Genomic DNA, 13993 nt, shown 5'->3' with positions numbered 1-13993 from the left:
CGCCCCCTGCCGCCACCTGACGCCCCAAGTCCCCACCCGCGTACGCCGATTAACGCCCGATGCGGCCTCCCATAACAACGTTGTCACGTTGATGACGAGCGGCGATGCACGAGCATTGACCTTGCTCCGAGCCCGCCCTTACGTTCACCGGGCAGCCCTGCGTGGTAACCCAGCCGCGTCGGCCAGTAGGAGGTCGTGCCCGTGCGTCCCACCACCCCTCTGCTCCTCGCCACCGCCCTGGTCGCCGCCGGCACCCTCACCGCGTGCGGCGGGGACTCCGGCGACGATCCGGACACCGTGAAGGTCTCCTTCAAACAGTCCACGGACAACCAGGTCAAGGTCATGGACACCTATCTGGCGGACATCAAGAAGCAGTTCGAGAAGGCGAACCCCGGCAAGAAGGTGAAACTGGTGCCGATCAAGGCACCGGACTCCGAGTACTACACCAAGCTCCAGCAGATGATGCGCTCCCCGAAGACGGCGCCCGACCTGGTCTACGAGGACACCTTCCTCATCAACTCGGACATCACCAGCGGGTACTTGAAGCCGCTCGATCCGTATCTGGACAAGTGGGAGGACTGGAACCAGTTCATCGGCACGTCCAAGTCGGCGGCGAAGGCGGCGGACGGCAAGACGTACGGCGTGCCCGACGGCACCGACACCCGCGGTCTCTGGTTCAGCAAGGGCATCTTCAAGAAGGCCGGTCTGCCGGCGGACTGGCAGCCCAAGTCGTGGGACGACATCCTCGAGACCGCGCGGACCATCAAGAAGAAGGTCCCGGGCGTCACGCCCCTGAACGTCTACACGGGCAAGCCCGCGGGCGAGGCCGCCACCATGCAGGGCATGGAGATGCTCCTGTACGGCACGGGCCAGGACCCGATGTACGACCCGAAGTCGAAGAAGTGGGTCACCGGGAGCCAGGGTTTCAAGGACTCCCTGAAGTTCGTCGAGACGGTCTACAAGGAGAAGCTCGGCCCTGACGTCACCGACGCCCTCGACCCGAACTTCGCCACCCGGGTCCGCGGCGAGCTCCTGCCCGAGGACAAGCTCGGCATCAACCTCGACGGCTCCTGGCTGCCGCAGGACTGGGGCAAGGGCGCGGGTCACGAGTGGCCCGAGTGGTCGAAGAAGCTGGGCCTCGCCCACATGCCCACCCAGAACGGCGAGGCTCCCGGCAAAGTGAGCATGTCCGGCGGCTGGACCTGGGCGATCCCGACCAAGGCGTCCAACCCGGACCTGGCGTTCAGGTTCATCGAGCAGATGCAGACCAAGGCCAACGCCCAGAAGTGGTACGTGGCCAACTCGGGCATCGCGGTCCGCAAGGACGTCGCCGCCGACCCCGCCTACCTCAAGGCGCAGCCCGGCCTGAAGTTCTTCACCGACCTGGTGCCCTCGACGCACTACCGCCCCGCGTACCCGGCGTACCCGAAGGTCTCCACCGCGGTGCAGGAGGCCATGGAGAAGGTCACGACGGGCGACGCCTCCGTGGCCGACGCGGCGAGCGGGTACGACGACGAGGTCAAGGCGGCGACGGACGGCGAGGTCGTCGAGAAGTGACCGCCGGCGCGCGGTAGTTGTCGTCCGTACGCAAGGGAAGTGAGTGCCCCGAGGTGACCACCGCACCCCCCGCCGGGCCCGGCGACATCGTGAAGACCTCACCGGGGCCCGGCGCCCCGCGCCCCGCTGGGCCACCGTCCCGCCGCAGGGCGACGGGACGGGCCCTGTCCCGCGCACTGCCCGTCTCCCCCGCCGTGATCCTGCTGCTGCTCTTCCTGGCAGGACCGATCGGCTACTGCGCGTACATCGCCTTCACCGACCTGCAGCTCACCGGCCAGGCGGAGTCGAGCTTCGTCGGGTTCGACAACTTCCGTAAGGCCTTCGGCGACGAGGCGTTCCTCAACGCGGTATGGCTGACCCTGGTCTTCACGGTCGTGTCCTCGCTCATCGGGCAGAACACCATCGGCCTCGCCCTCGCCTCCCTGATGCAGCGGGCGTCCAAGCCGATCCGCACGCTCACCGGCGCGATCGTGATCACGGCGTGGGTGCTTCCGGAGGTGGTGGCGGCCTTCCTCCTGTACGCGTTCTTCCGCCGCGAGGGCACGCTCAACGCGGTCCTCGACTTCCTCCATCTCCCGTCCCAGAACTGGATGTACACGCTGCCGATCCTGGCGGTGTCGTTCGCCAACGTCTGGCGGGGGACGGCCTTCTCGATGCTGGTCTACTCGGCGGCCCTGAACGAGATCCCCAAGGAGATCACCGAGGCGGCCGAGGTGGACGGCGCGGGCGGCTGGCGCCGCATGTGGCACATCACGCTGCCGATGATCCGCAGGTCCATCGGCACGAACCTGATGCTGAACACCCTCCAGACCCTCTCCGTCTTCGGCCTGATCTGGGTGATGACACGAGGCGGCCCGGGAAACCGCAGCCAGACCCTCCCTCTGTTCATGTACGAACAGGCCTTCCAGAAGAGCATGATCGGCTACGGCACGGCGGTGGCGCTTCTGCTCCTGGTCGTCGGCTCGCTCTTCTCCCTCGTCTATATGCGCCTGCTCCGCACGGAGGTCTGAGTGTCCGCCAACACCATCAAGTCGCCTGCCAGGAGCATGAGTTCGCGCCGCACCAGCCGCCGTCTCGCGGCGGACGCGGGGCTGCTCGTGGTCGCTGCCGCGTTCGTCCTGCCGCTGGTCTGGGTGATCCTGTCCTCGCTCGACACCAAGGCCGACCTCAAGGTGAAGGTCCCCGACGGCATCACCCTGGACAACTACGACGCGGTCCTGACCCCCGAGATCACCTTCACGCCTCTCCTCAACAGCCTGCTGCTGTGCGGCGGGGGCACGCTCCTGACGGTGGTCTGCGCGGCGCTCACCGCGTACCCCCTGTCCCGCTTCAAGTCCCGCCTGAACCGCCCCTTCATGCTGACGATCCTCTTCGCGACGAGCCTGCCGATCACGGCGATCATGGTCCCGGTGTACGCGCTGTTCGTCCAGGTCGACCTGATCGACACGATGCAGGGCACGATCTTCTTCTTCGCCGCGTCCCAACTCCCCTTCGCCATCTGGCTGATGAAGAACTTCATGGACGGAGTCCCGAAGGAGCTGGAGGAGGCGGCGTGGACGGACGGCGCGTCGCCCTTCCAGTCACTGATCCGTATCGTGCTGCCGCTGATGGGCCCGGGGGTGGCGGTGGTGACGGTCTTCTCGTTCGTCATGATGTGGGGCAACTTCTTCGTCCCGTTCATGCTGCTCCTGACCCCGGAGCAGATGCCGGCGTCGGTCAGCATCAACGACTTCTTCGGCAACAAGGGGACGGTCGTCTATGGCCAGTTGGCGGCCTTCTCGATCATCTACTCGACGCCGGTGATCCTCTTGTACGTCCTCATCTCGCGCCGTCTGGGGGGCGGGTTCGCGCTGGGGGGTGCGGTGAAGGGGTGACCGGGAGCGTCCGGGGCGTCCGGGGCGTCCGGGGCACTACCGCTCGACGCCCTGACCGCCGCCCAGCTTCTCCTCGATCCAGGCGACGCCGAAGCTCGCCACGTCCCGGGCCTCGAAGAGATGGCAGTTGGCGGCCCCGACCACCCCTGCGCCGCCGAACCCGGCCGCGAGCATGTCCCGGGCGATGACCTCGAACGGCCACTGGCCTTCCGGCACCACGGAGGAGTAGTCGAAGGCGCCGTCCGACGAGTCGATGTCGCGAAAGCGCCGCCAGACCCGCTCCCCCTCCACGAGGATCGGCTGCTCGTACCCCACGAACCGCTTGCCGGGCGCGTCGGCGAGCGCCTCCGCGTGGTGCAGCAGCGTGAGGGAGTCCAGCGGAGCCCCCAGCAGGAGGACCCGCCCGCCCATGGCGACCAGGTGCGCCAGCGGACTGCCGGGGCCGTGCGGGTCGTCCCAGGGGTGATCGGCCATCAGCGCGCCCGCGGCCGGGCCGAGCGCCGCGAAGCCGGCATCGGGGTGACGGCTGCGTACGGCCCCCGGCCAGCGGCGAAGGGCCTCGGGGAGCCGCCCGTAGTTGTGGTCCGCCTCGCTGAGAACGGGGTCGTAGGCGGGGTGCTCCGCGCGTACGGCGTCCTGCCAGGCCTGCGGCCAGTCGGAGAGGTCGTAGGGCGGGGCGTCGTTCCAACCGCAGGTGACCATGAGGGTGCCGTGCTCGCCGACGACATCGCGCAGGGCGCCGATGAGGGTGGGCGGACCGCCCGCCACGAACCCGATCGCCGACATCTCGGTATGGAACATCACGATGTCACCGTCACGCAGACCGAGGTCCAGGAGCTCACGCGTGAGCCGACCACGGGTGACAGGACCGCCGGAGCGCTTGAGCAGGGCCATTTCGTCCATGAGAGGAATCGTCCCAGGGGCGGAAGGCCGCCGGAGGGCCATGGCTAGGATCATCGGCGTCGAAGGGGGAACGCCGTGCAGGGGCGGTTGCTGAACGATCGGTACGAGTTGCTGGCGCCGATCGGTTCCGGTGGCATGGGGCAGGTCTGGCGGGCCCGCGACCGGAGCCTGGGCCGCGAGGTGGCGGTGAAGCTCCTCGCGCCGACGGGCTCGGCGGGATCAGCAGGTGGGGACGGGCAGGAGCAGCTCCTGGCCCGGTTCCGGCAGGAGGCCCGCGCGGCGGCCTCGCTGGACAGCCCGTACATCGTCGCCGTCCACGACCACGGCACGGACGACGGCACCCCGTACCTGGTGATGACCCTCGTGCAGGGCCGCTCGCTCGACCAGGTGCTGCGCGAGAGCGTCCGCGTGCCGGTGGCGGACGCGCTGCGCTGGGCGGCGGACATCTGCCGCGCCCTGGACGCGGCGCACACGGCGGGCATCGTGCACCGCGACATCAAGCCCGGCAACGTCATGATCACGCCGGACGGCACCGCCAAGGTCGTCGACTTCGGCATCGCGACGTTCATGGAGCGCGCCGCGGACGACTCCCGCCTCACACACACCGGGCAACTGCCGTTCGGCAGCGTGCCGTACCTGGCGCCGGAGCGGTTCCGCCAGGAGGCGGGCGACGGACGCACCGACCTGTACGCGCTCGGCTGCGTCCTCTACGAACTCCTCGTCGGCAGACCGCCGTTCACCGGCTCGGCGGCGGGCGTCATGTACAACCACGTCAACGACGCACCGCTGCGGCCTTCGCGGGCACGGGCCGAGGTGACGCCTCCGGTGGAGCGCCTCGTACTCGACCTCCTGGCCAAGGCCCCGGCCGACCGGCCCGCGGACGCGGCGACGGTGCTTGAGCGGATCTTGGCGGCGGGGGCAGGGGCGGGGGCGAAGACGGAGGAGGCAAGGGCCGATGCCGCGTACGACACTTCGACGCCGGACGTGCAGGACTCCGTCCCAGCGGCGGACTCCGCCGTCGAGGACGCCCGCCCCGACGCGCCTCACTCTCCGGCTGTACGCAAAGAGCCCACGCCCCCGGACACGTCCGCGCCCGGCCCTCAACGGCACTCCCGCAAACGCGTATTGATGACCACGGCCCTCGTCCTGGCGGTCGGCATCCCGGCGGGCCTGGGCATACGCTCTCTCACCGCCCCCGACACGGAGTCCGCGTCCGCGTCCGATGCCAAGGGCGCGCCGACCGTGTACACGATCGGTGTCGCGCACAGCTACACCCACGTCGGCGCCGAACGCTCGGGCGGGGCCGGGGACAAGTATGAGAGGTCGGAGTACAAGCAGTTCACGACGCAGCAGAAACGCACCGTCGAGTCGGCCTTCTCCGAGACGCTCGGCGCGAAGGGCGGCAGCCGCTTCCGCATCGTCCCCGTGTCCGCCGACCCGGACACGACGTCCCGCAAGCTCCTCGCCGAGCATCCGGAGATGCTGGCCGTCATCGGTGACACCGTCGACTTCTCCTGGGTGCACGACACGGACGAGGCGTTCCTGCCGGAGATCAGCACGTGCTCCGAAGTCGCGCACGCTGCAGGGGCGTTCGCGATCCCGGCCGATGAGGCGCGGCAGGGCGAGGCGATGGCGGAGTACCTCCTGACACGGACCAAGGCGCGCCGGGTGTTCGTGGCCGAGGACAAGATCTGGACGGACCGCGAGGACGGCATCGGCACCGCGCTGCGCAGGGCAGGCGTGACCACCAAGTCGCTGGACACGTCGCCCGACGAGGTGAAGGCGTCGCAGATCCCGGAGTTGGTGGCCAAGGCGCAGGCGGACGCGGTGGTGGTGCCCACCGGGGCGGACATCGACGTATGGGCGAAGAGGCTGACGGCCGACGGCTTCAAGGGACCGGTGCTGACGCAGAGCGATCCCGACGGTGTCTGCGAGGACTCGGAGGAACGGTCCACGGCAGAGCGGAGGGACAAGACCGTCCCCGCCGGCGTCGTGCGCGCCCGCAACTACTCCGGTGAACCCGACGAGAACCTCCCGGCGCGCGGCAACCAGGAGCTGTACGACGGCGCCCTCGCTCTGGCGACGGCGCTCAGGAAACTCCCGGCCGAGGGCTCGGCGGACTCGGCCACCTCACTGCGGCACACCCTGGACCGCGAGATCCAGGGCGTCTCCGTGAACGGAGTACTCGACGAGGTCTCCTTCGAGAAGCGCCGTTCCGCTCGCGGGCGCCCGGTGTGGTTCGACCGCCGAGAGGACGGCACGTGGACCGAAATCGGCAAGGTGGACAAGAAGTTCGAACCCACACGGCAGTAGCGGTACCGGGTCGGGGAGTGGCTACGGCTACGGCTACGGCTACGGCTACGGCTACGGCTACGGCTACGGCGAGACGATGGCGCGCCGGAGCCGGACGGCGAGATCGGCCAACTCATCCGGCGCCACGTCCAGTACACCGTTCTCGGTCATGAGGACATGGAACTGCTGCTCTTCGTAGGGGACTCCGGGCGGCAGGGCGGCGATGTGCCAGTGGAGATGACTGTTCCCCTGCTGACTGCCGAGGGAGTAGAGATAGGTCCGCTCGACGTCGAAGACCTGCTCGACACCGAGGGCCACGTCCCGCAAGAAGAGCATGAGCCTCCCGTACGCAGCCGCGTCCAGATCACGGACGACGTGCTCGACGTGGGCTTTCGGCGCGACGAGAACCTTGCCGGGGAGAGTGGGCCACCGGTCGAGGAACGCGACGTGTTCGTCGTCCTCATGGATGGTGTGATGCGGATAGCCGGGATCCCCGGCAAGGAACGCACAGACGAAACAGGGCCCGTTCCGCGCCCGCTCCATATACCCCTCAAGGTCCATGCCTTTCCGCCGCCCGATCCCCATGAGCACTCCTTCCCCACTTCTCACTCGCTCCGGCGCTCCGCAGTCGACGTTGGTGCCGTCGATGGCATTGAGCAGACCGAGCATCTCTGGTTCGCGAGCCGCGGGATTGAAAAGCGTCGTCCGGATTCACCGGGATAGGCCCCGCGCGCCCCATTACTCACCAGATATCTCTCTGGTGCCACCGATCAGCTCCCACTAGCGTGCTTAGCTCGCGCCAACTCTCACCCTCACCAGGAGTCGCTCAGTGAACCGCCCTCTCCGTCTCGCGACGGTCGCCCTCACCGCGTCCGCAGCGTTGCTGCTGACTTCCTGCGGAAGCGGCGACGAGTCCAAGGACAACGACAAGATCGCCGGGGCAGAGCAGGACGGCGCGAAGAAATCGGCTTCGCCCAGCGCATCGGACTCGGGTAGTGCAGACCGCCCGAAGATCGACCTGCCCGCGGACCTGACGTACACCTTCGACTGGCCGAAGACGGGCAAGAAGGCCGATGACGCGATCCTGGCCGACAGTGAGCAGTCCATCAAGGCCGTCGACATGGCCATCGCCGAGCAGGACCCGGCGAACAAGGCGTACCGCTTCTACTACGAAGGGGAAGCCGCCGCTCAGACGCAGAAGTTCATCAAGGCCTACGTCGACGCCAAGGCGCGCACCACCGGCGCCTATCGGTACTACAACCCGGCCGTATCCGGCGATGGCGCCTTCGCCTCCCTCGTCTACTGCGAGGACCAGAGCAAGGCCTACGACAAGTACCTCAAGAAGGACAAGGTCAACAAGACTCCCGCGACGAAGAACAGCTACGTTCTCTACGCAGCCAAGCTGCAAAGGAATGACGCGGGCGTCTGGGTCACCACACAATTGAATTCCACTCGGGGGAGTGCCAAGTGCCAACCGTGAAAATCCGCTTGAAAGTACTGACCGTCGCGGCCCTCAGCTGCATGTTCCTCAGCGCCGTCCCGGCGGCGGCTGACAACGAGATCGGCGGCGGCGCCCAGAATCCCGGATCTGACAGCGACGCCTCGGGCAACGCGGACGGCGACGAGCTGTCCGCCACCGCATCCGGCATCGTCTACGACCGCTCCAAGAACGGCTCCGGTCCCAAGACCGGAGCCGTGACCCCCGCGACGAACTGGACCCCGCCTGCCTGCTGGTACGCACCCACGTACTCGCCGGCGGAGTTCAAGAAGTACGTCGAGCCGATCTGGCAGGCCGAGTCGACCGGCTCCCAGTGGGACTTGGAGCAGAGGAAGCGGTACGTGGACGGCGAGCCCTACAAGAACTTCAACCTGGACAAGGCGGGCAAGGGCTTCTGGTGGACGTCCTTCCCCAATAAGAGCTTCCCACCCGGCTGGGACGGCTGCGACGAGCCCACCTTCTGGGTGGACAAGGGCGACCCGCCCCCGGCCGACATCCCCGAAGCGATAACTCCGGAGATGCTCTCCAAGCTCGCGTACGCCGAGATCCGCGTGCCCGGCACCAAGGTGACCCTCGCCCCTGAAGGCGAGACGAAGGTCAATCTGCCGACCTGGGCCTGGCTGGACGAGACGGAGTTCAAGCCGGTGTCGGTGACGGCGTCCGTCCCCGACATCGGCATCGAGGCGACGACCACCGCGGAGCCGATCTCCCTCAAGATCGACCCGGGCACGAAGGACGCGGAGACCTACCCCGCCTCCGGTGCCTGCCCCATCAAGAACGGCAAGATCGGCGAACCGTACGCCAAGGGCAAGTCCAAGGAGACCCCCTCGTGCGGCGTGAAGTACCTCCGCTCGTCCGGCGACGGCTCGTACCCGCTCAAGGCAACGGTCACATGGAAGATCCACTGGACCGGCACGGGAGTCAACGGCGAAAAGCCGCTCCCTGACGGCGAGTTCGGCGCGGATCAGGACGTGGTGGTCGAGGAGATCCAGTCGATCAATCGATAGCCGGTGGTGCGAACGTGACGGGGATGTTCCGGGATCACTCACCACAGTCCTGGTCCCTGCTGCTCGACTTGAGCGTCGCGTAGGCAGAGACGGGACGCACCTGACTCGGAACATCTCCGGTGGAGAGCGGTGGTCGTGGAAGCCGTCCGCCGGAAGCGCAGCGAGATCGGATCCCCATGACGTCAGTCGGCCGCTTCCGGTAAATTCGCACCCGCGTACGGTGATTGAAGTGTTGAACGTGACGGGGGTTACGAAGTGGGGGGCAATCGCCCAGCAGACTGGCACGTCCTGGACCTGGACAAGGACCCGACGCCGGGTGATCCGGACCGGGTCCGGAATCTGGCGAAGAATCTGCATGACTTCGCCGACGACGTGTCCAAGGTGCTGCGCGACATCAAGGGGATGGCGGGCGAGGACGCGATCCTCACCTGGGCCGGTAAGACGGCGGAGTCCTTCACGGCGGAGTTCGAGGATGCGCCGGGCAAGCTGAAGAAGCTCAAGAAGAGCTACGAGATGGCCGGCGACGCCCTCTCCACCTACTGGCCCGAACTCGAACGCGCCCAGGCCCTCGCGGACAAGGCCCTCGTCAAGGGCCGTGAAGCGCAAGGCGACTTGAGCAGCGCCCAGACCCGGCTGACCTCGGCGGACTCGTGGATGGACAAGGCGGGCAAGGAAGCCGACAAGTACAAGGACGACAAGGACTCCGGGAAAGACGTCCCCAAGCCCGACCCCGACAAGGTCAAGGCCGCCACCCGCAACGCCAACTCCGCCGAGAAGGCCCAGACGGCGGCCAAGTCGGATGTCTCCGCCGCGAAGTCCAACCTCGACGCCGCCAAGAAGATGGCGGAAGACGCGCGCAAGATGCGCGAGGACGCGGCAGGCACGGCGAAGAAGAAACTCGAAGACGCCTCCGACGCCGGTATCCAGAACCGCAAGTGGTGGGAGGAGGTCGGCGACTGGGTCACCGACAACTGGGACACCATCGTCGCCGTCTGCAAAGTCGTCGTCGCCGTACTCGGCATCATCGCCATGATCATCGGCGGGCCGATCCTCGGCGCCATCGTCCTCATCGCCGCCCTCGTCGTCCTCGCCGACACCCTCCATAAATACGCCAACGGGGAAGCAGGACTGCTCGACGTCGCCTTCGCCGCCCTGGACTGCATACCCGGCATGAAGGGCCTGACCAGTCTCCGCGGCCTCGCCAAGGGTGCGATGGGCCTCAAGGCCGGGCTCAAGGGCATGGGCAAGGGCCTCCGTGGCCTGAAGTCGGCCCGCAGCGCCATCACGGACGGTGCCAAGGGCACGTACAACCGACTCAAAAGCAAGATCAAGGGCTGCGGTGACCCGGTCGACGTGGCCACGGGGCAGATGTTCTTGGTCGAGACCGATGTCACCCTGCCCGGAACCCTGCCATTCTCCTTCGCCCGACGTGCCGCCTCCGGCTACCGCACTGGTGGGTGGTTCGGCCCCTCTTGGGCCTCCACGATCGACCAACGTCTCGAGATCGATGCCGCAGGCGTTGTCTTCGTCACCGAAGACGGCATGCTGCTTGCCTATGCGCATCCCGAAGATCCTGAGACGCCCGTCCTGCCCGAGGCCGGCCCCCGCTGGCCGCTGGAGAGCCTGGCCGACGGGGGCTATCGCATCAGGAATCCGTTTACCGGGCACAGCCACCAGTTCGCTCCGCCCAGCGACGGTTTGTCCTTGCTGGAGCGCATCGCTGACCGCAATGGCAATTCCATCACCTTCGACCATGACGACTCCGGCGCGCCAGTAGCCATCCGGCACTCTGGCGGCTACCACCTCCGGCTGACAGTGTCCGAGGGGCGTGTGAGCGCACTGGCTCTGAAGGCCTCGAATGCGGACGGCTCAGACACCGTCATCAAGCGCTACGGCTACACCGATGGGAACCTGACGTCCATCAGTAACTCCGTAGGTACGCCTATGCGGTTCGCCTACGACCAACACCGACGCATCACCTCGTGGACCGACACCAACCAGACCAGCTACGCCTACACCTACGACGAGAACGACCGTTGCCTCACGCAACGCGGTGAGGCCGGCCACCTGAGCGGCAGCTTCACGTATGACATCGCCAGCCCCCAGTGGCAAGGGTGCCGGGTCACGGAATACACAACGGCCACCGGCGCCGTCACCCGCTTTGTCATCAACAGCGACTGCCAAGTGATCGCCGAAGTCGACCCAATGGGCAGCCTCACGCGCACTGGCTATGACCCGAATCATCATGTCGTGTCCCGGACGGACGCACTCGGTCACACCACCACCTTCAGGAACAGCGCACTGGGACAGCCGATCGAAATGGTGCGCCCAGACGGTTCGAGGATCAGTTACACATATGACGACCTGAACCTGCTTTCCTCCATTCACCTGGAGGACGGGACCACGTGGCAGCAAGAATTTGATGAGCGCGGAAATCGCACCACCGTCGTCGATCGGTCCGGGGCCACCACAGAGTTCGGCTACAGCGAGGCAGGACACAACACCTCCATCACCAACGCGTTGGGGCACAGAACGTCAGTCCGGTGCGATCCCGCAGGACTCCCTCTGGAAGTCACCGATCCCCTGGGCGCTACCAGCCGCTGGGAACGGGACGCATTTGGCCGACCGCTCTCCTTCACTGATCCGGAGGGGAACACCACCCGCCTCATCTGGACAGTCGAGGGTCAGCTGGCCCGTCGCACCAACCCGGACGGTGCCATCGAGACGTGGGAATACGACGGTGAAGGCAACTGCACCAGCCACACCGACCCCATGGGAAACGTCACCCGCTCCGAGTACACCCATTTCGACTTGCTGGCCGCCCGTGTCGAGCCCAACGGTGCACGCTACGACTTCACGCATGACCTTGATCTGCGCCTGACCCGGGTCACCAGCCCGCTCGGCCTCGCATGGGATTACACATACGACACGGCAGGCCGTCTGATATCCGAAACGGACTTCGACGGTCGGACACAGACGTACGACCACGATGCAGCCGGCGGTCTCATCTCCCGCAGTAACGCGCTCGGCCAGACGGTCCGTTACGAGTACAACAACCTCGGCCAGATGTCCCGGAAGGATGCCGACGGCCGCGTTACCGACTTCACGTACGACCAGGTCGGCCAGCTCGCTCAAGCCACCAATCCCGATGCTTCACTCCTCTTGTCACGGGATCACTCCGGCCTGCTCCGCTCCGAGACAGTCAACGGCCAGACTCTTACCCATACCCATGACCACTTGGGCCGCCGCACGGGACGCATCACCCCTACCGGCGCCTCCAGCACGTGGAACTACAACGAAGCCGGGCGCCGTACCCAGCTGACCACGTCCGGTCACATCGTCGACTTCTCCTACAGCTCGACCGGCCACGAGCTGTCTCGCCAGATCGACGCAAGCGCCACCCTCGACTACACCTTCGACCCCCTCGGCCGCCTTGTCAGCCAGTCGCTCACGACCAACGGGGACCGGCCCGCCCAACACCGCACCTTTACCTACCGTGCGGATGGCCATCTCGTCGGCATCGAAGACCAGATCGCCGGCTCACGCAGCTTCGACCTGGAAGACACAGGCCGGGTCACCGCAGTCCATGCATCGAATTGGTCGGAAAGTTACGCCTACGACGCCGCAGGTAATCAGACCAATGCCACCTGGCCTGAGAGCCACCCCGGCAACGAGGCGACAGGCCCACGTGCTTACTCAGGCACACGCATCACGCGCGCCGGCAGCGTCCGCTATGAGCACGACGATCTCGGACGCATCATCCTGCGGCAGAAGGCCCGGCTTTCCCGGAAGCCGGACACCTGGCGATACAGCTGGGACGTCGAGGACCGTCTCATCTCGACCATCACCCCGGACGGCACTCTGTGGCGATACACCTACGATCCGTTGGGCCGAAGGACCGCCAAACTCCGCATGGCCGACGACGGAGAGACCGTACGGGAGCGCACCGACTTCACCTGGGACGGCAACACGCTCTGCGAGCAGACCACCACTTCCGACGAACTGCCGAACCCGGTCACGCTGACCTGGGACCACAAGGGTCTGCACCCCATTGCCCAGACCGAGCGCCTCACCGCGGCCGACGCTCCCCAACATGAAATCGACTCCCGCTTCTTCGCCATCGTCACCGACCTCGTCGGGACCCCCACCGAGCTCCTCGATGAGCAAGGCGAAGTCGCCTGGCGCGCCCGCACCACACTCTGGGGCACCACGACCTGGCCCACAGCCAGCACGGCCTACACCCCTCTGCGCTTCCCTGGCCAGTACCACGACCCCGAGACCGGCCTCCACTACAACCACTTCCGCCACTACGACCCAGAGACCGCGCGCTACCTCACACCTGACCCACTCGGTCTCGCTCCGGCACCCAACTCAGGCGCCTACGTCCACAACCCTCATACCTGGATTGACCCCCTCGGTCTCTCGCCGACGTGCCCGGACGACGAGCCGTTCAAGCTTTACCGAGCCCCGGGCAAGGGGAATCGCGCCAGAGAGGCCGAGGGGCTCGACCCCGCTCTCCACCCCGATACACCAGAGGGGGGAGCCGGAACCGCTTATCTCGGCGAAACGGATAGGGTTGCACAGAAATACGCCGAACAGGGAATGCATGAAGATGGCTACCACATTTTCACAATGAAGCCAGGATTCAAGGAGGCGTTCCCGGAATCCGTAAAACCTGCCTACCGGCGAACGCACGACAACAAGCCGGACGAATTCCAATGGGTCATACCAAAGGAAGATATTCCGAAGTTCAATTCCTATATCCAAGACGTACAGTGGATGAACTATCGCCAAGGCTACGCCTGGCCCGACTGAAACCCATCGACCGGAATCAACATTTAATGCACACCGGCAGGGAGGCT

Annotated in this window: 9 protein-coding genes; 7 read left to right on the top strand and 2 right to left on the bottom strand. The window is 66.5% G+C overall.

The features are described from left to right. Window positions 1-195: 195 nt before the first annotated feature. Genes AC07AG_RS14990 through AC07AG_RS14980 form a run of 3 tightly spaced genes read left to right on the top strand, consistent with a single transcriptional unit; the run spans window position 196 to window position 3431 of the window. A complete protein-coding gene (locus tag AC07AG_RS14990; RefSeq protein WP_478755252.1) occupies window positions 196-1557 on the top strand; it encodes an extracellular solute-binding protein in 1362 nt (453 codons plus the stop codon). 53 nt (window positions 1558-1610) lie between these two features. After that, window positions 1611-2567, top strand: coding sequence for a carbohydrate ABC transporter permease (locus tag AC07AG_RS14985; protein ID WP_478755250.1), 957 nt, complete (start codon window positions 1611-1613; stop codon window positions 2565-2567). Window positions 2568-2603: 36 nt separating this feature from the next. Next, on the top strand, window positions 2604-3431 hold the full coding sequence (locus tag AC07AG_RS14980; RefSeq protein ID WP_478755579.1) for a carbohydrate ABC transporter permease: 828 nt from the start codon (window positions 2604-2606) through the stop codon (window positions 3429-3431). Window positions 3432-3467: 36 nt separating this feature from the next. On the opposite strand, the gene aac(3) is transcribed toward AC07AG_RS14980, so the two are convergent. Then, window positions 3468-4334: an aminoglycoside 3-N-acetyltransferase gene (gene aac(3) / locus AC07AG_RS14975; RefSeq protein WP_478755248.1), complete on the bottom strand. Its 867-nt coding sequence runs from the start codon at window positions 4332-4334 to the stop codon at window positions 3468-3470. Between the two features lie 75 nt (window positions 4335-4409). Between aac(3) and AC07AG_RS14970 the strand changes: the two genes are divergently transcribed. After that, window positions 4410-6647: a protein kinase domain-containing protein gene (locus AC07AG_RS14970; protein WP_478755246.1), complete on the top strand. Its 2238-nt coding sequence runs from the start codon at window positions 4410-4412 to the stop codon at window positions 6645-6647. Window positions 6648-6710: 63 nt separating this feature from the next. On the opposite strand, the gene AC07AG_RS14965 is transcribed toward AC07AG_RS14970, so the two are convergent. Further along, window positions 6711-7295, bottom strand: a complete 585-nt coding sequence (locus AC07AG_RS14965) for an HIT family protein (RefSeq protein ID WP_478755244.1) — start codon at window positions 7293-7295, stop codon at window positions 6711-6713. A 160-nt stretch (window positions 7296-7455) separates the two neighbouring features. Here AC07AG_RS14965 and AC07AG_RS14960 point away from each other — a divergent pair, with 160 nt between their 5' ends. The 3 genes from AC07AG_RS14960 to AC07AG_RS14950 all read left to right on the top strand — a co-directional run bounded on the left by AC07AG_RS14960 (window position 7456) and on the right by AC07AG_RS14950 (window position 13946). Continuing rightward, window positions 7456-8106 (top strand): hypothetical protein, encoded by a 651-nt coding sequence (locus AC07AG_RS14960; RefSeq protein WP_361049883.1) that lies wholly within the window; start codon window positions 7456-7458, stop codon window positions 8104-8106. A 41-nt stretch (window positions 8107-8147) separates the two neighbouring features. Next, window positions 8148-9131 (top strand): hypothetical protein, encoded by a 984-nt coding sequence (locus AC07AG_RS14955; RefSeq protein ID WP_478755577.1) that lies wholly within the window; start codon window positions 8148-8150, stop codon window positions 9129-9131. A gap of 255 nt (window positions 9132-9386) precedes the next feature. Next, window positions 9387-13946: a DUF6531 domain-containing protein gene (locus tag AC07AG_RS14950; RefSeq protein WP_478755241.1), complete on the top strand. Its 4560-nt coding sequence runs from the start codon at window positions 9387-9389 to the stop codon at window positions 13944-13946. The last annotated feature ends 47 nt before the right edge of the window (window positions 13947-13993 follow it).

The sequence above is a fragment of the Streptomyces sp. NPDC044044 genome (assembly GCF_056434405.1).
Note: the sequence above shows the minus strand (reverse complement) of the source record. Positions and strands in the feature narration are given on the sequence as shown.

What these genes read in the sequence shown, in the direction of transcription:
- AC07AG_RS14980 (WP_478755579.1), top strand. Translation starts at nt 2,604, where the DNA reads ATGAGTTCGCGCCGCACCAGCCGCCGTCTCGCGGCGGACGCGGGGCTG.
- AC07AG_RS14955 (WP_478755577.1), top strand. Translation starts at nt 8,148, where the DNA reads ATGTTCCTCAGCGCCGTCCCGGCGGCGGCTGACAACGAGATCGGCGGC.
- AC07AG_RS14965 (WP_478755244.1), bottom strand. Translation starts at nt 7,295, where the DNA reads ATGCTCGGTCTGCTCAATGCCATCGACGGCACCAACGTCGACTGCGGA.